The sequence below is a fragment of the Cupriavidus sp. HE11 genome (genome assembly GCF_056097175.1).
In genome coordinates this window covers 900,441-916,026 of sequence record NZ_CP184465.1, presented here as the reverse complement: position 1 = coordinate 916,026, position 15,586 = coordinate 900,441, and the positions used below count along the sequence as shown (strand labels likewise).

The 15,586-nt window shown below is 67.6% G+C and carries 16 protein-coding genes; 3 read left to right on the top strand and 13 right to left on the bottom strand.

Features of this window, described 5'->3' with window-relative positions; all coding sequences use genetic code 11:
• Positions 1 to 33 precede the first annotated feature (33 nt).
• The 3 genes from ACOABP_RS21495 to ACOABP_RS21485 are packed head-to-tail and all read left to right on the top strand — an operon-like array spanning position 34 to position 3,398.
• Positions 34 to 1,863, top strand: a complete 1,830-nt coding sequence (locus tag ACOABP_RS21495; RefSeq protein WP_474230155.1) for a gamma-glutamyltransferase family protein — start codon at positions 34 to 36, stop codon at positions 1,861 to 1,863.
• Between the two features lie 45 nt (positions 1,864 to 1,908).
• Positions 1,909 to 2,886, top strand: coding sequence for a Bug family tripartite tricarboxylate transporter substrate binding protein (locus tag ACOABP_RS21490; protein WP_474230153.1), 978 nt, complete (start codon positions 1,909 to 1,911; stop codon positions 2,884 to 2,886).
• A 2-nt stretch (positions 2,887 to 2,888) separates the two neighbouring features.
• A complete protein-coding gene (locus tag ACOABP_RS21485) occupies positions 2,889 to 3,398 on the top strand; it encodes a GAF domain-containing protein (RefSeq protein ID WP_474230151.1) in 510 nt (169 codons plus the stop codon).
• Between the two features lie 61 nt (positions 3,399 to 3,459).
• Here ACOABP_RS21485 and ACOABP_RS21480 read toward each other — a convergent pair whose 3' ends face one another.
• The 13 genes from ACOABP_RS21480 to ACOABP_RS21420 all read right to left on the bottom strand — a co-directional run bounded on the left by ACOABP_RS21480 (position 3,460) and on the right by ACOABP_RS21420 (position 15,584).
• The gene (locus ACOABP_RS21480; RefSeq protein WP_474230149.1) at positions 3,460 to 4,182 is read right to left on the bottom strand and encodes an MgtC/SapB family protein; all 723 of its coding nucleotides are present in this window, start codon (positions 4,180 to 4,182) and stop codon (positions 3,460 to 3,462) included.
• A 75-nt stretch (positions 4,183 to 4,257) separates the two neighbouring features.
• Positions 4,258 to 5,883 carry an inorganic phosphate transporter gene (locus tag ACOABP_RS21475; RefSeq protein ID WP_474230147.1) on the bottom strand — a complete coding sequence of 542 codons (1,626 nt, stop codon included), beginning with the start codon at positions 5,881 to 5,883 and terminating at the stop codon, positions 4,258 to 4,260.
• Positions 5,884 to 6,015: 132 nt separating this feature from the next.
• Positions 6,016 to 7,005, bottom strand: coding sequence for a flavin-nucleotide-binding protein (locus ACOABP_RS21470; protein ID WP_474230145.1), 990 nt, complete (start codon positions 7,003 to 7,005; stop codon positions 6,016 to 6,018).
• A gap of 69 nt (positions 7,006 to 7,074) precedes the next feature.
• The gene (locus ACOABP_RS21465) at positions 7,075 to 7,686 is read right to left on the bottom strand and encodes a glutathione S-transferase family protein (protein WP_474230143.1); all 612 of its coding nucleotides are present in this window, start codon (positions 7,684 to 7,686) and stop codon (positions 7,075 to 7,077) included.
• Positions 7,687 to 7,812: 126 nt separating this feature from the next.
• Positions 7,813 to 8,727 (bottom strand): LysR family transcriptional regulator, encoded by a 915-nt coding sequence (locus tag ACOABP_RS21460; protein ID WP_474230141.1) that lies wholly within the window; start codon positions 8,725 to 8,727, stop codon positions 7,813 to 7,815.
• Between the two features lie 19 nt (positions 8,728 to 8,746).
• Positions 8,747 to 9,805, bottom strand: a complete 1,059-nt coding sequence (locus ACOABP_RS21455; RefSeq protein ID WP_474230140.1) for an AI-2E family transporter — start codon at positions 9,803 to 9,805, stop codon at positions 8,747 to 8,749.
• 81 nt (positions 9,806 to 9,886) lie between these two features.
• Positions 9,887 to 10,207 carry a LysR family transcriptional regulator gene (locus tag ACOABP_RS21450; protein ID WP_474230138.1) on the bottom strand — a complete coding sequence of 107 codons (321 nt, stop codon included), beginning with the start codon at positions 10,205 to 10,207 and terminating at the stop codon, positions 9,887 to 9,889.
• A 283-nt stretch (positions 10,208 to 10,490) separates the two neighbouring features.
• Positions 10,491 to 11,579, bottom strand: a complete 1,089-nt coding sequence (locus ACOABP_RS21445; protein WP_474230136.1) for a cytochrome c-type biogenesis protein CcmH — start codon at positions 11,577 to 11,579, stop codon at positions 10,491 to 10,493.
• A complete protein-coding gene (locus tag ACOABP_RS21440; RefSeq protein ID WP_474230134.1) occupies positions 11,563 to 12,117 on the bottom strand; it encodes a DsbE family thiol:disulfide interchange protein in 555 nt (184 codons plus the stop codon). The genes ACOABP_RS21445 and ACOABP_RS21440 overlap by 17 nt, the downstream gene beginning before the upstream one ends.
• Positions 12,114 to 14,216 (bottom strand): heme lyase CcmF/NrfE family subunit, encoded by a 2,103-nt coding sequence (locus tag ACOABP_RS21435; RefSeq protein WP_474230133.1) that lies wholly within the window; start codon positions 14,214 to 14,216, stop codon positions 12,114 to 12,116. The genes ACOABP_RS21440 and ACOABP_RS21435 overlap by 4 nt, the downstream gene beginning before the upstream one ends.
• Complete coding sequence (ccmE, locus tag ACOABP_RS21430; protein ID WP_474230131.1) at positions 14,213 to 14,668, bottom strand: cytochrome c maturation protein CcmE; 456 nt, start codon at positions 14,666 to 14,668, stop codon at positions 14,213 to 14,215. Before ccmE ends, ACOABP_RS21435 begins: the two co-directional genes overlap by 4 nt.
• The gene (ccmD, locus tag ACOABP_RS21425; RefSeq protein ID WP_474230129.1) at positions 14,665 to 14,790 is read right to left on the bottom strand and encodes a heme exporter protein CcmD; all 126 of its coding nucleotides are present in this window, start codon (positions 14,788 to 14,790) and stop codon (positions 14,665 to 14,667) included. The genes ccmE and ccmD overlap by 4 nt, the downstream gene beginning before the upstream one ends.
• Positions 14,787 to 15,584, bottom strand: coding sequence for a heme ABC transporter permease (locus ACOABP_RS21420; protein ID WP_474230127.1), 798 nt, complete (start codon positions 15,582 to 15,584; stop codon positions 14,787 to 14,789). Before ACOABP_RS21420 ends, ccmD begins: the two co-directional genes overlap by 4 nt.
• Positions 15,585 to 15,586: the final 2 nt, after the last annotated feature.

The following is a 15,586-nucleotide window of genomic DNA, read 5'->3' as shown; positions in this document are numbered from 1 at the left end:
CAAGTCAAATGCATCAAAGAGGAGTCATTTCCCATGTTCACGACACGCCCCGAGATCGTCGGCACGTTCGGCGTCGCCGCATCCACCCACTGGCTTGCCACGCAGACGGCCATGGGCGTGCTGGAGCGCGGGGGCAATGCCTTCGATGCCGCGGTGGCGGCGGGTTTCGTGCTGCAGGTGGTGGAACCGCACCTGAACGGCCCCGGCGGCGAGGTGCCGATCCTGTTCTGGAGCGAGAAGGACCGCGCGGTGCGCTCGGTCTGTGGTCAGGGCCCGGCCCCCGCGCTGGCCGATCCCGAAGCGTTGCGCAAGCAGGGCATGGAACTGATGCCCGGCATCGGCCTGATGCCCGCCACGGTGCCTGGCGCGTTTGGCGCATGGCTGACCATGCTGCGCGACCAGGGCACATGGTCGCTGGCCGATGTGCTGGCGCCCGCCATTGGCTACGCGCGCAACGGCTTCCCGCTGGTGCCGCGCATCTCGCAGGCCATCCTGGCCGTGCAGCAGCTGTTCCGCGACGAATGGCACAGCTCGGCCGATACCTGGCTGCCCGATGGCAAGGTGCCGCGCCCCGGCGCGCTGCACACGCTGCCGGTGCTGGCCGACACTTACACGCGCATCGTCGAGACGGCCGTGAGCCAGAGCGACAGCCGCGAGGGCCAGATCGATGCGGCGATGCACTGCTGGTATCGCGGCTTCGTGGCCGAGGCCATCGACGAGTACTGCCGCAACACCCCCGTGCGCGACACCACGGGCGAAAAGCATACGGGCCTGCTGCGCTACGACGACCTGGCCGGCTGGAAGCCCACCGTGGAAGCGCCGGTCTCGCTCGACTTCGGCCGCTATTCGGTAGCCAAGTGCGATATCTGGAGCCAGGGCCCGATGTTCCTGCAGCAGCTTGGCATGCTGCGCCATGCCGGCCTCGACGCCCACGCGCCGACCTCGCCCGAGTTCGTCCACAAGATTGCCGAGGCCGCCAAGCTGGCAATGGCCGACCGCACCGCCTGGTATGGCGATCCGTTGTTTGAGGACAGCCATCTCTGCGCGCTGCTCAATCCGCACTACCTGGCGTCGCGCGCCGCGCTGATTGGTGACCGGGCGTCGCTGACGATGCAGCCGGGCACGCTCAAGGGCATCGCGCCGCGCATGCCGGACCTGGCCGCGGCCGATCGCACGCTGGCCGTGGCCGATACGCGCTTTGGCATTGGCGAGCCCACGTTCGCCGCGCTGCCGCCGGTCAGCGAATGGGCCGAGCGCGAAGTCTTTGTGGGCGACACCTGCCATATCGACGTCATCGACCGCCACGGCAACATGGTGGCCGCCACGCCGTCCGGCGGCTGGCTGTCGTCAAGCCCGACCATCCCGTCGCTGGGCTTTGCCCTGAACACGCGCCTGCAGATGACCTGGCTGGAGCCGGGTCTGCCCAATACGCTGGCACCTGGCAAGCGCCCGTGCACCACGTTGTCGCCGTCGCTGTGCCTGCGCGACGGCGAACCGTACATGGTCTTCGGCACGCCTGGCGGCGACCAGCAAGACCAGTGGTCGCTGGCCTTCTTCATGCGCCACGCGGTACACGGCATGAACCTGCAGGAAGCGATCGATGCGCCGGCCTGGCATATCGACCATTTCCCGCAATCGTTCTGGCCGCGCCAGACCACGCTGAACCGCATTACCGTTGAATCGCGCTTCCCGGCTGCCACCATCGAAGCGCTGCGCGCACGCGGGCACGAAGTTCGCGTAGGAGACGACTGGTCCGAAGGCCGCATGTCGGCCTGCACGCGCGAACGCGACGCCAGGGGTCGCCTGGTGCTGCGCGCGGGCGCCAATGCGCGCGGCATGCAGGGTTACGCCGTGGGCCGCTGAACCGAATCACATCAGATAGTCCGAAGACAGAAGGGGAGTTGCATCATGAGGTCCGTATTGAAAAGCCTGCTGTGCGGTGCCGCCGCACTGGCACTGTCGTTCACCGGCCAGGCCGGCGCAGCCGACGCCTATCCCACCAAGCCGGTCACGCTGATCGTGCCCTGGGCCGCCGGTGGCTCCACCGACATCCTGGCGCGCGTGCTGTCCGAGCACCTGACCAAGTCCTTGGGCCAGCCGGTGATCGTGGACAACAAGCCCGGTGCGTCCGGCAACATCGGTTCGGCGATGGTGGCGCGTGCCCAGCCTGACGGCTACACGCTGCTGATCGGCTCGATGAGCACGCACGCGATGAACCCGGCGCTGATGGCGAACATGCCGTTCAAGGGCGTGGATGACTTCACCCCGCTGGGCCTGCTGGCCTACGTGACCAACACGATGGTGGTGAATCCGTCGGTGCCGGCCAACAACGTCAAGGAACTGATTGCCTACGCCCGCGCCAACCCGGGCAAGCTGGCCTACGCCAGTGCCGGCCCTGGCTCGACCAACCACCTGAGCGCCGTGCTGTTCGAGAAGATGGCGGGCGTGCAGATGCTGCATGTGCCGTACAAGGGCGGTGCGCCGGCCGTGGTTGACACGGTGGCGGGCCAGACCCAGTTGCTGTTCTCGGCCGGCACGCAGACGCTGACGCACGTGAAGGCCGGCAAGCTGAAGCTGCTGGCCGTGACCGAGGCCAAGCGCTCGCCGCTGCTGCCCAACGTGCCCACCGTGGGCGAGACCATCCCCGGTTATGAACTGTCGGTGTGGTACGGCGCGTTTGGCCCGAAGAACATGCCGCCCGCGCTGGTGGCAAAGCTGAATACCGAAATCAACCGCGTGATGTCGCTGCCCGAGGTCAAGGCCAAGATGGACTCGATCGGCGTGGAAACGGCCACGTCGACGCCGCAGGAATTCGGCAAGATCCTGCGCCGCGATGCCGACCGCTACGGCAAGCTGATCAAGGAACTGGGCATCCACGGGGAATGACGATGGCAAGCGTCGATACGCTGGGCCACTGGCAAACGCATCTGCATCCGCTGTTCGACCGTCTGCGCGCCGCCGCCACGCCGCAGGCCGTGCTCGATGCCATCGGCGCGGCCACGCTGGACATTGTCGGGGCGGGTTTGCTGACGATCAACGCGTGGCACGCGCAGAGCCGCGAAATCTGCCGGATCTGGTCGTCGGATCCGGTGGCCTATCCGCCCGGCGGCAAGAAGGTCAAGGGCGATACCGCCTGGACGCGCCAGTTGCTGGAGCGCGGCGAAGTCTTTGTGGGCGAGGGCGACGCGGCGCTGGCCGCCGTCTTTGACGACATCGCCACGATTCGCGGACTGGGCCTGAACGGCGTGGTCAACGTGCCGCTGTGCCATGGTGGCAAGGTCATCGGCACATTCAACTACCTGGCTGGCGTGGAGACTTGGACGGCCGAGGACATCACCGCGCTGCGGGTCCTTGGCCAGTTTGCGGTGGGGGCGGTGCGGGAATCCATCGAGGGCTGATGGTTTTGCCCCTCTCCCGCGCGGCGGGAGAGGGGAGTCAATACGGCGGCCAGCAGTTGCCCTACTCCGTCGTACTTGCGCTCCAGAACGCCTGGCTCACCACGCTGGTGCCGCCCAGGCGGGTCACGATCTGGTCGAGGATGTCGCCATCGACCGACGTGGCCGCCAGCGCCGCTTCGATTTCCACATCCTGCTCGCCGAACGCGCGCACCTCCAGGTCGCGCGTCGGATACTGGGCCGACTCCAGCGCTTCCTCCAGCAGTCGCATCGCCGTCTTCTGGTAGTCGCGCGCCGTAATCACGTGAACCGTGTGCGTAACCTCTACGGCCATGGTGTCCAGCGGCTGCCGGTTGATCCGGTTCACCACCGGGCGCAGCAGCGTGTTGGCGGCCAGGATGAACAGCGCGCCGATGGCCGCTTCCACGATCATGTCGGCGCCACAGCAGGCGCCCACCGCTGCCGAACACCACAGCGTGGCGGCGGTATTGAGCCCGCGCACATTGCCTTCCTCGCGCATGATCACGCCCGCGCCCAGGAAGCCGATGCCCGACACCACATACGCAATCACGCGCACCGCACCGTCATGCCCCGCGATATGGTTGGCCAGGTCGACGAAGATCGCCGCGCCCACGGCCACCAGCACGTTGGTGCGCAGGCCGGCCGTACGCTGGCGATACTGCCGCTCGAAACCGATCATGCCGCCCAGGACAAAGGCGGCGGTCAGGCTGATGGCGGTGTCGAGCAGTGATTGCGGATTGATGTTCTGCAGGGCTTCCAGGGACATGGGCGGAATCCGGTCGGGCCAAAAACTGGCGCGATTGTGGCACAGCGATGTGCCGCCCGTCTTCTGAAAAATTCCTCAGAAAAGATGAGAGAACAGCCAGTAGAGGCTGCCCGACAGCACGATGGCCACCGGCAGCGTCAGCACCCAGGCCAGCGCCAGATTGCGGATGGTGGACAGCTGCAGGCCCGAGCGGTTGGCGGCCATGGTGCCGGCCACGCCCGACGACAGCACGTGCGTGGTCGACACCGGCAGCCCGTACATGTCGGCCGCGCCAATGGTGACCATTGCCACCAGTTCGGCCGAAGCGCCCTGCGCGTAGGTCAGGTGCGATTTGCCGATCTTCTCGCCCACTGTGACCACGATGCGCTTCCAGCCCACCATCGTGCCCAGTCCTAGCGCAATGGCCACGGCCACCTTGACCCATAGCGGAATGAACTTGGTGGCGGCGTCCAGTTCGCGCTGGAAGGCCTTCAGGTTTGCCTGCGTCGGGGCGTCAAAGCTGACGCGCTTTTCCTTGCCGAGCAGGCGGATTGCCTCGGACGCCAGGTACATGTCGTTGCGGACGTTGGTCACTGTCTCGGACGGCATCTTGGCCAGCGACTTGTGCGTGCTCACCTGCTCGCCAATGCTGCCCGAGATGCCGGCCAGCGCTGGCACCACCTGGTCGTTGAATGCCTTGGTGCGCAAATAGTCCGACAGCACGGCACGCGTATCGGCGGCTGTATCGGCGCGCGTATCGCCGGGCATGCTGGCGCGCAGCGAATCGCGCGTGACCTGCGCGACGGCGGCAAAGCGCGTGGTTTCGTCAACTGGCATCGCACGATTCAGTGCGTACGAAATCGGCACGGTGCCCACCAGAATCAGCATGATCAGGCCCATGCCTTTCTGCCCGTCGTTCGATCCATGGGCGAATGAGACGCCGGTGCACGTCAGCACCAGCAGGCAGCGAATCCACCAGGGCGGCGGCCGGTTGCCCTTGGGCTCCTCGTACAGCGCCGGGTTTTTTACGAGGCTGCGCAGCACCAGCAGCAGCGCCGCTGCGAAGGCGAAGCCGATCAGCGGCGACAGCAGCAGCGAATAGCCGACCTTGACGGCCTGCGGCCAGTCCACGCCGGAGGTGCCATCGCGACCATGCATCAGCGCATTGGCCACGCCCACGCCGATGATCGAGCCGATCAGCGTGTGCGACGAAGACGCGGGCAGGCCCAGCCACCACGTGCCGAGATTCCAGATGATGGCGGCGATCAGCAGTGCAAAGACCATTGCAAAGCCGGCCGACGTACCGACCTGCAGGATCAGTTCCACCGGCAGCAGCGAGATGATGCCGAATGCCACCGCGCCGCTGGACACCAACACCCCCAGGAAATTGAACAGCCCGGACCAGACTACGGCAAAGTGGGGCGGCAGCGAATGGGTGTAGATGACGGTGGCCACCGCATTGGCGGTGTCGTGAAAGCCGTTGACGAACTCGAAGCCCAGCGCGATCAACAGCGCCACGCCCAGCAGCAGGTAGGGCAGCAGCGTGCTGGATGGCGGCTGTGTGCTGGATACATCGCGGAACAGGCTACTGCCGGCATAGCCAACCCCGATCAGCAGCAGTGCAATAAACAACGCCCAGGTAATTTTTCCTGGGCGGCGATCGAGGTCGGGACGGGCGTGCGGCGTTGCAGCGTTGGCAGCCGCTTGCGAGTGGGTGTTCATCGTTGCGCTCCCCAGACAGGACGAAACAGGCGATGGCTGCCGCAGGGTGCGCGGCACCATCCCATCGTCATGTCCGAAGATGACAATTCCGTGACAGCAGTGGCGCGAACTGCACGCGCCGGGAGCGGAATTTCAGCGCCAGCTTCCGGTAGCCAGCGCCTGCGGCGACGCCCCATCAGGGTCGATATCCCAGCGTAGCGGCAAGGCCCGGTCGCGCCGCACGACCTGCCCGGGCATGAAGCGCCACAGCCGTTGCGCGCCCTCGAAGCCGGCAATTTCTGGCGAATCGACGATGACCTCGGTGCGGCCGGTCAGCTGCAGCAGATCGCCGGTGGCATAGCTGACGAACACCAGGCCAGCGACCGGGTTCACCATCATGTTGCCGAGCGTGTTGAAGAACGTGTTGCCCTGGAAGTCGGGAATCGTCAGCGTGCCGTCGTCATCAACGCGCACGAAGCCGGGCTTGCCGCCGCGATGCGAAACATCCACCTGGCGCTGCCCGCCGGGCAGATCCACGTAGGTAGCGACGAAGAACGAATCGGCGTGGCGGATCAGCGTGCGCGCACGGGCGTCCAGCGCGTCCAGCACCACGGGCGGCTCGGCGGCCGGGATGGCCGGGTCGCGCGTCATCACGGGGGCGCGCTTCTGGATGTATTGCGGGCAATTGCCGAAGCTCTGGCCCACGGCCACCTGGAAGCCGCTGGCGCCCGTGGCGGTATCGCGATGGATCGTGCCGTTCATGCGGTTGCGGCGCCGGGTATGCGGCTGGATGCCGAGCAGGCCGATGGCATTGCCGTCTTCCATGCCCGCATCGGCCGGATCGGCGGCGTCGCGCACCAGCGCGACGTCGAGCTGGCGCGGATCGGGCGAATGCAGGAAACCCGGCCGGCCGCCGCGCACCGTGGCCCACGGGCGCCCGTCCGGCGCCACCGCGCCGATCACGATCGACGGCAGCATGGCAAAGAAATCGCGATGCTGGTCCGGCATATAGTCGCGCACCACGCGCGAGCCCACTTCGGCCAGGCGTTCGTCGGCGCCGATGCTGGCCTGCAGCAGGCGCTCGCCGGTGTGCCAGGGCGTGCCGGGCAGGATTTCCACATGGGGAACCGGGTGCGGGGTCATGGCGGACTCCTGAAGTCGAGCAGTGTTCGGAAGGGCCGGAAGGGCAGCGGACGGCCGGCGAGCCGGGGCTCAGGCTGCCAGGCCGACCGCCGTGGCCTGGAACGGGGCGAAACCGGGCAGCGCCTCGACGCGCGCCAGCCACTGGCGCACGTTGGCGTATGCCTTCAGGTCGACAAAACCTTCGGGCGCACGCGCCGTGTAGCTGTACAGCGCCACATCGGCAATGGTCGGATGATCGGCGGCAATCCAGGCGCGGCCGGCCAGCGCGTCGTCCAGGCGCTGCAGCACCACGTGGGCGCGTTCGATGGCTTCCTTGCTGTCGTACGGCGCCTTGAACACGGTGATGATGCGGGCGCGGGCCGGGCCGAACGCAATGTCGCCCGCTGCCACCGACAGCCAGCGCTGCACGGCGGCGGCCTCGGCCGGGGCGTCGGGCAGCCAGTCGGTCCGGCCCAGCTTCTTGCTCAGATAGACCAGGATCGCGTTTGAATCGCTGATCACCGTGTCGCCGTCGACCAGTACCGGCACCTGTCCGAACGGATTCATGGCCAGGAATTCGGGCGTCTTGTGGGCGCGGCCCAGCAGGTCGACGTCGATCCACTCGGCCGGCTGGCCCAGCAACGACAGGAAAAGCCAGGCGCGGTGCGAATGTCCGGAAAGCGGGTGGCCGTACAGTTTCATGATGGGTGTCCTTGGTCGATTATTGCGATACGGGACGCAAACGCTGCGTACGGATCGACTATAGACACCCGGCTGGCCGGGAAAAATGGGGATGGCGCGAAGGGACCCTTGCGAAATCCAGAAGAATCAGGCGGTGTCGCGTGGATTCAGCGATGCCTGGCCGCGCAGCAGGTCGACGGCCAGGTCGATAAAGGCCCGCACCTTGTGCATGGCGTGCCGGCCCTCGCGGTGGATCACATGGATTGGCAGCGGGTCGGGCTCGAAGTCTTCCAGCACGATCCGCAGCCGGCCGTCGCGCAGTTCGTCGGCCACCTGGTAAGACAGCACGCGCGTCAGCCCGAAGCCGGCCACGGCGGCGGCAATCGCCGAATCGTTGGTAGTGGTTGCCATGCGTGGGGCCAGCCGTACTGGCAGCGGATCGCCGTCCCGCATGAAGCGCCATTCGGGCGCCGTGGAGATACCCGTGGTCTGGATCACCGCATGGCGCGCCAGGTCGTCCGGCGATGCTGGCGCGCCATGTTGCGCCAGGTAGTCGGGTGCGGCGCAGACCACGCGCCGCACATGGCCCACCGGAATGGCCTGCAGCGACGAACTGGGCAGCGGCCCGATCCGCACGCCGACGTCGATGCCCTCGTCGATGAAATTCACCACGCGATCGATAAACAGGCAGTCGACATCCACCTCCGGGTAGCGGCGCAGGTATTCGACCACCACCGGCGTGACAAAGCGCCGGCCGAACAGCACCGACGCGGTAATCGACAGGCGCCCGCGCGGCGCCTCGTGCGTGCCGGCGGCGGCCAGTTCGGCTTCGTCGATCTCTGCCAGGATGCGGCGGCAGTTCTCGTAGTAGGCGGTGCCGGTGGCGGTGGGGCGCACCACGCGCGTGGTGCGCGTAAGCAGGCGCACGCCCAGGTGTGTTTCCAGATCGGTCACGATCCGGCTGACCACGCTCAGCGACGCATCGAGCTTGCGCGCCGCCGGTGTGAAGCCGCCGCACTCCACCACCGCCACGTAGGTCTTCATCGCCTGCAGTCGGTCCACGGGGTCTCCTGGGCTGGCGTCAGCGGGCCGCCGTGTCTTCGGCGCTGTTCAGGTCCCAGCAGGCGATGAACAGGGCGGCAATCAGCGGCCCGATCACGAAGCCGTTCAGCCCGAACAGTGCCATGCCGCCCAGCGTGGAGATCAGCACCACATAGTCCGGCATCTGGGTGTCCTTGCCGACCAGGATCGGGCGCAGCACGTTGTCCACCAGGCCGATCACCAGCACGCCAAAGCCGATCAGCACGCAGCCCTTGAGCACCGAACCGGTCAGCAGGAAGTAGACCGCCACGGGCGACCAGATCAGGCCCGCGCCCACTGCCGGCAGCAGCGACAGGAAGGCCATCACCACGCCCCACAGCAGCGCCCCCTGGATGCCAAGCACCGCGAAAATGCCGCCGCCCAGCACGCCCTGCGCCACCGCCACGGCGATATTTCCCTTGACCGTCGCGCGCACGACCGTCGTGAACTTCTGGATCAGGTGCTGCTTGTGGGCGGCGCTGAGCGGCACGGCCTGGCGCACGCGGCGCGACAGCTGCGGGCCATCGCGCAACAGGAAGAACAGCAGGTACAGCATGATGCCGAAGCCGATCATGAACTGGGCCGTGTTCTGGCCGATGCTCAGCGCCCGCGTTGCCAGCAGCTGGCTGGCGGTCAGCGCGCTGGCGCTGAGCTTGTCCTTGACATCGGAAATGCTGGCAAGGTCGGCACGCGCCAGCATGTCGCGCACGAACGGCGGCAGTGCGTCGGCGGCGGACTGGAAATAGTGGCCGAAGTTGATGCGGCCCGAGCGGATGTTGTCGTAGAGGCTAACGCCTTCCTGGATCAGCGACATCGTGATCAGGGTCATCGGCAGGATCACCAGCAGCAGTACCAGCAGCAGGGTGAGCAGCGCGGCAATATTGTTGCGGCCACGCAGCGCTGCCACCAGCCGCCGCTGCAGCGGCGCAAAGATGATGGCAAGCACCGCGCCCCAGAACACCGCGCCGTAGAAGGGCAGAAGAATCCAGAAAAATGCGATGGTGACCATCGCCAGCAATAGCAGGAACGTCTTGTGATGCAGACCGGTGGGGTCGGCCATGGGTCGATCCTCAGATTGCGAGCCAGTGGCCATTCTACGATGTTTGCCGGATGGCTCCGGTGGGTGTCCGGCCTGGCGCGGTCAGTCCGCGTCGGGGTGGCTGGTGTCGGAGGGGGCGCTGGAGCCGGCAGATTCCGCCACGAGGCTGTCCCACATCGACAGCAGCCGGACGGCGCACGGGTACAGGCGGTGCGCGGCGGCCGTGGGGTGCATCGACGATGCCTCGCGCACGAACAGCGTGGTGCCGAACCGATCTTCGAGCCGGCGGATTGCGTAGTGGATGCAGGCCGCCCGGATGCCGGTGTGGCGTTCCGCCGCAATGGCGGACTCGTGCTGCATCAGCATGACAAAGCGGCGCAGGTGGATGGTGTTGACGTGCCGAAGGGGCAGGGGGCCGTGCACGCTGTCCGGCGGGCGGACCGGCAGGGAGACTGCGAGACGCGTGCGGCGCGGTGCGCTGCAGAGAAATGCGGAGTCCTGCTTTGCTTTATCAATGTCCCACATTCTCGTACTGGCCAAGGCGGTAATGCAATGAGGCCGGATTGTGCAGCGATTCACGGCCCTGGCACTTGTCCCTCGACAAGTTGCGGCAGTGTGAGGGGCCGCCGAAGGCAAGCGGGGTGCAAGACACGCCATCGGCATCGGAATTTTCCGAGTAACCGAGTTGGTGGTGATCGTATTTCTACTATTTCGCGGTAGAGGTGGGCGTGGCGGTGGAAGGGGTGGCGCCGGCCTGCCGCGCCGCCGCAAGATTGGCTGCCACGCGGGCCGCTGTCTGCGAGTCGGGCGGCAACAGGCGGTACAGGTGCTGCCAGTAGTCGATGGCGCTGCGGGCGTCGCCGCGCTCCGCGGCTGCGCTGGCGGCCAGTGCCAGGCTCTTGGGGTCGTCGGGATCGGCAGCCAGCGCGGCGCGGATCTGCTCCATGGCGGCGCCTTCGAGCGAGCCGCCATTGAGGCTTGCCAGCACATCGGCGTAGTCGGCGCGCAGTGCGGCCACGTCGGGTGCCAGTGCAACGGCCCGGGCATAGGCCGCCGCCGCATCGTCAAACCGTTCGAGCACCGTGTAGGACCGGGCCAGCATGGCCCAGCCATCGGCATCCTGCGGCTGGGCCTGCAGGCGCCGCGCCAGTTGGTCGACCATGGATTCGATCTGCGCGATCTCCGGCGTGTGGGCGTCGCCAGACAGGCTATGCGCATCGTCGACCTGCATCACGGCGGCCGGATTGCCCAGGTGCAGGTAGAGCATGGCCGCAGTGGGCGGCAACATCACGCAAAGCGTGGCCGTGGTCCACTTCGAGCGGGGCCTGCCGTTAGCGTCAGGCGTGCCGGGGGGGCGGCTCCGCTCTTGCGCCTGCGGGGGCATGGCCGATGCGGCGGGAACGTGCTTGCGCCGCCGCCAGAGCCACCCGGCCACCGCCACCAGCAACACAAATGGCCCGAGCCACAGCAGCCACGTCGACGGCTTGAACGGCGGATCGTAGAGCACGAAATCGCCATACCGCTGCACCAGATACTCCTTGATGGCCCGGTCGCTGGCGCCCTGTGCCAGCTGTGCGCGAATCTGCCGGCGCAGGTCGACCGCCAGTTCGGCGTTCGAATCGGCCAGGGTCTGGTTCTGGCACACCAGGCAGCGCAGTTGCTGCGAAAGCGCGTGGACGCGCGCGTCGAGTTCGGCGTCGGACAACTGCGCGGCGGCGGCCTGCCAGGCCAGTACGGCCATCAGGCACGCCAGCAGCCATCGGATCAGCGGTGCCGGTCTAGGCTGGATTCGCACGCGGGCCCCCCGATTGCAGCTGCCGCAGCAGCGGCTTGATCTGCCGTTCCAGCACGTCGGGCGTTACCGGCCCCACCTGGCGGTACCGCACCACGCCCTGGGCGTCGATGATGTAGGTCTCCGGTACGCCATACACACCGAAGTCGATGCCGACACGACCATCGGTGTCGACCCCCGACAGCGCATAGGGGTTGCCCATCTGCCGCAGCCAGGCCTGCGCGGCCGGCGCGGTGTCCTTGTAGTTGAGCCCGTAGAGCGGCACCGGCGATTTCGCGGCGAAGTCCACCAGCACCGGGTGTTCGGTGCGGCAGGCGGTACACCACGACGCCCAGACATTGAGCATCCAGACCTTGCCGCGCAGGTCTGCGGCACGCAGCGTCTGTGTGCCGCCCGGGGTATCGAGCACGGGCAGCGCAAACGCCGGCGCCGGCTTGCCGACCAGCGCCGAAGGCAGTTCGCGCGGGTCATGGCGCAGCCCCGCGCCCAATGCCACGACCATCGCCAGGAAGATGCCCAGGGGCAGCAGGAAGCGCGTCATGGCGGCGTGGTGCGATCGAGTGGAAGGCTCCCCTCTGCCGCAAGTGGGAGAGGGGCCGGGGGAGAGGGCAGAGGCTTCACGTACGCGACGGCCGCAACTGGAACCGCCACGCCCTCTCCCACAAGCCCTTTGCCACGGTGCGGCAGAGAGGAACGGATCGCACGCCTCATCCGGTAACGCCGGTCGCAGACGGCCACCAGGCCGCCCAGTGCCATCAGCGCGCAGCCGGCCCAGATCCATTTCACGAACGGCTTCACGTAGATGCGCACGGCCCAGGTATTCTCGCCGGCCGCTTCGCCGATTGCCACGTACAGGTCGCGCGTGAAGCCGGTATCGATCGCGGCTTCGGTGGTTGGCATGTCCTGGCTGCGATAGATGCGCCGCTCGGTGGCCAGCGTGGTCATCAGGCGGCCATCGCGATGGACGGTCATGATGCCGCGCAGCGCTTCGTAGTTGGGGCCCACGGCCGGCAACACACCCTCGAAGCGGAATGCGTAGCCATCCACGGTCACGGTGTCACCGGGCCGCATCGGCAGTTCGCGCATGGTTTCCTGGCTGTTGACCAGCGTGACGCCCGCAATAAAGATCCCGACGCCGGTATGTGCCAGCTGCATGCCCCAGTAGCCGGCCGGCAATTGCCGCAAGCCTTGCCACCATCGCTGCGGCCTGCCGTGCGCATGCCTGAGCCGCGCGGCCAGGCTGACCAGTGTCGTGGCGATGCACCAGACGGCCAGCGTCAGGCCCAGGCCGGTCAGGGCCGACCGGTTGCGCAATACCAGAAACAGCCCGACGCCAATAACCAGGCTCGCCACGGCCGCCCAGCGCAGGCGCCGCGCGATGGGCGGCAGGTCGCCGCGACGCCACCGCGCCAGCGGCGCCGCGCCCATCAGCAGCACGGCGGGCGCCATCAGCGGTACGAACACCTGCTCGAAGTACGCGGGCCCCACCGACACCTTGCCCAGGTCCAGCACATCCAGCAGCAGCGGATACAGCGTGCCCAGCAGCACGGCCGAGGCCGCCACGGCCAGCAGCACGTTATTGGCCAGCAGGAAGGTCTCGCGCGACGCCAGGGTGAAATCGGTACCGCGTTTCAGTTGCGGGGCACGCCAGGCAAAGATAGCCAGGGCCAGGCCGGTGACCAGACCAAGCAGCGTGAGGATGAAGATACCGCGCCGGGGATCCACGGCGAACGCATGCACCGACGTCAGCACGCCGGAGCGCACCAGGAACGTCCCCAGCAGGCTCAGCGAGAACGTGAAGATGGCCAGCAGCGCGGTCCACGCACGGAATGCGCCGCGCTTCTCGGTCACGGCCAGCGAGTGGATCAGGGCAGTACCGGCCAGCCACGGCATGAACGAGGCGTTCTCGACGGGGTCCCAGAACCACCAGCCGCCCCATCCCAGTTCGTAGTAGGCCCACATGCTGCCCAGCGCAATGCCCACCGTCAGGAACATCCAGGCCAGGATGGTCCACGGCCGCGACCAGCGCGCCCACGCGGCATCGAGCCGGCCTTCGAGCAGCGCCGCCAGCGCGAAGGCGAACGCCACGGCGAAGCCCACGTATCCCATGTAGAGGAACGGGGGGTGGAACACCATGCCGGGGTCCTGCAGCAGCGGATTCAGGTCGCGGCCCTCCATGGCGCGCGGCAGAAGGCGGATGAACGGGTTGGACGCGAACAGCAGGAACAGCAGCAGGCCGCTGCTGATGGCGCCCATCACGCCCAGCACGCGCGCCACGAACGCCAGCGGCAGGCGGCGGCTGAACACGGCCACGGCCAGCGACCAGGCGGCCAGCATCAGCGTCCAGAGCAGCATCGAGCCTTCATGCCCGCCCCACACGGCGGCCATGCGATAGACCAGCGGCAATGCGCTGTTGGAATTCGCCGCCACGTAGCGCACGCTGAAGTCGTTGCCGACGAATGCTGCCGTCAACGACACGTAGGCCGCCAGTACCAGCATGGCCTGCGCCACTGCGGCGGGCCGCGCAAGGGCCATCCACGGCACGAACGCGCGGGTGGCACCCGCGAGCGGCAGCACCCCCTGCACCAGCGCGGCGAGCAGGGCGCAGATCAGGGCGAAGTGTCCGAGTTCGACGCTCATCGTTGTGCCTTCTGGCTGGCGGAGTCATCGTTGGCGGCGCGCTTGAGTGCTTCGGCGGCTTCCGGCGGCATGTAGTTCTCGTCGTGCTTGGCAAGTACCTCGCTGGCGACGAAGGTGCCATTGGCATCAAGCGTGCCGCGCGCCACCACGCCCTTGCCTTCGCGGAACAGGTCGGGCAGCAGGCCCTGATAGACCACCGGCACGTCGTGGCGCGTATCGGTCACCACGAAGCGGATCTTCAGGGTGCCGTCCTGCCGTTGTACGGAGCCGGGCGCCACCAGGCCGCCCAGCCGGAACGGGCGGGCCGCCGGGGCCTCGTGCGCGGCAATCTGGCTGGGGCTGAAGAAGAACACCAGGTTCGACCGGAAGGCATTGAGCACCAGCGCGAGCGCCACGCCGCCACAGGCCAGGGCGGCCAGCAACAGTCCCAGGCGGCGTTGGCGTGACGTCATGGCGTGTCGTCCGGATCCACGGTGCGTTGGCGGCCGCGCCGGGCCAGCCAGAACAGTTCGGCCACGATAGCCAGGCAAGCCACGCCGAAGGCGCCGGCGATGTAGGCGGCGTGTCCGCTCATGGCGCGATCTCCCGTGCAGTTTCCGCTGCAGTGGCGTCGTGGACTTCGCCTCGCTCGCGCAGGATGCAGCGCACGCGCACCAGCGCGACGGCAATCGTGTACATCCAGCAGGCCAGCGTCATCGCCAGCATGCCGGCCAGCATCGTGGCGGCCATGCTTGGGGCCGCCGTCAGGCTGACCGATGCGCCCTGGTGGAGCGTGTTCCACCATTGCACGGAGAAGTAGATCACCGGCAGGTTGACCACGCCCACCAGCGCCAGCACGGCACTGGCGCGCTCCGCGCGGCGCGGTTCGTCGATGGCCGATTCCAGCGCCATAAAGCCAAGGTAGAGGAACAGCAGGATCAGTTCCGACGTCAGCCGCGCATCCCAGACCCACCACGTGCCCCAGGTGGGCTTGCCCCATAGCGCGCCGGTCCACAGTGCCAGGAACGTGAACATGGCGCCCGTGGGCGCCAGCGCCGACGCCATCATGGCCGACAGCCGCGTGCGCAGGACCAGCGCCAGGGCGCAGTACACGGCCATCACCAGGTAGATGAACATCGACATCCACGCGGCCGGTACGTGGATGAAGATGATGCGATAGACCTCGCCCTGCTGCGCGTCCGTGGGCGCCACGGCAAAGCCGAGCCAGAGGCCGGCGGCAAGGAACAGCGCGGCCAGCGCGAAGAACCAGGGTGCCAGCCTGCCGGCCAGCGGGTAGAAGCGCACCGGCGCGGCCAGGCGTGTCCAGCGGGCGCGCACGGCGGGCGGGGGGCGGGTGGATGCGTCGGGCAGCGAAGCGTGGCGGGTCATCG

Excerpts from the sequence above, each read along its gene's own strand:
- ccmD (WP_474230129.1), bottom strand. The coding sequence starts at position 14,790 with ATGAGCGGACACGCCGCCTACATCGCCGGCGCCTTCGGCGTGGCTTGC.
- ACOABP_RS21485 (WP_474230151.1), top strand. The coding sequence starts at position 2,889 with ATGGCAAGCGTCGATACGCTGGGCCACTGGCAAACGCATCTGCATCCG.
- ACOABP_RS21465 (WP_474230143.1), bottom strand. The coding sequence starts at position 7,686 with ATGAAACTGTACGGCCACCCGCTTTCCGGACATTCGCACCGCGCCTGG.
- ccmE (WP_474230131.1), bottom strand. The coding sequence starts at position 14,668 with ATGACGTCACGCCAACGCCGCCTGGGACTGTTGCTGGCCGCCCTGGCC.
- ACOABP_RS21435 (WP_474230133.1), bottom strand. The coding sequence starts at position 14,216 with ATGAGCGTCGAACTCGGACACTTCGCCCTGATCTGCGCCCTGCTCGCC.
- ACOABP_RS21440 (WP_474230134.1), bottom strand. The coding sequence starts at position 12,117 with ATGACGCGCTTCCTGCTGCCCCTGGGCATCTTCCTGGCGATGGTCGTG.
- ACOABP_RS21490 (WP_474230153.1), top strand. The coding sequence starts at position 1,909 with ATGAGGTCCGTATTGAAAAGCCTGCTGTGCGGTGCCGCCGCACTGGCA.
- ACOABP_RS21455 (WP_474230140.1), bottom strand. The coding sequence starts at position 9,805 with ATGGCCGACCCCACCGGTCTGCATCACAAGACGTTCCTGCTATTGCTG.
- ACOABP_RS21475 (WP_474230147.1), bottom strand. The coding sequence starts at position 5,883 with ATGAACACCCACTCGCAAGCGGCTGCCAACGCTGCAACGCCGCACGCC.
- ACOABP_RS21495 (WP_474230155.1), top strand. The coding sequence starts at position 34 with ATGTTCACGACACGCCCCGAGATCGTCGGCACGTTCGGCGTCGCCGCA.
- ACOABP_RS21480 (WP_474230149.1), bottom strand. The coding sequence starts at position 4,182 with ATGTCCCTGGAAGCCCTGCAGAACATCAATCCGCAATCACTGCTCGAC.
- ACOABP_RS21470 (WP_474230145.1), bottom strand. The coding sequence starts at position 7,005 with ATGACCCCGCACCCGGTTCCCCATGTGGAAATCCTGCCCGGCACGCCC.
- ACOABP_RS21420 (WP_474230127.1), bottom strand. The coding sequence starts at position 15,584 with ATGACCCGCCACGCTTCGCTGCCCGACGCATCCACCCGCCCCCCGCCC.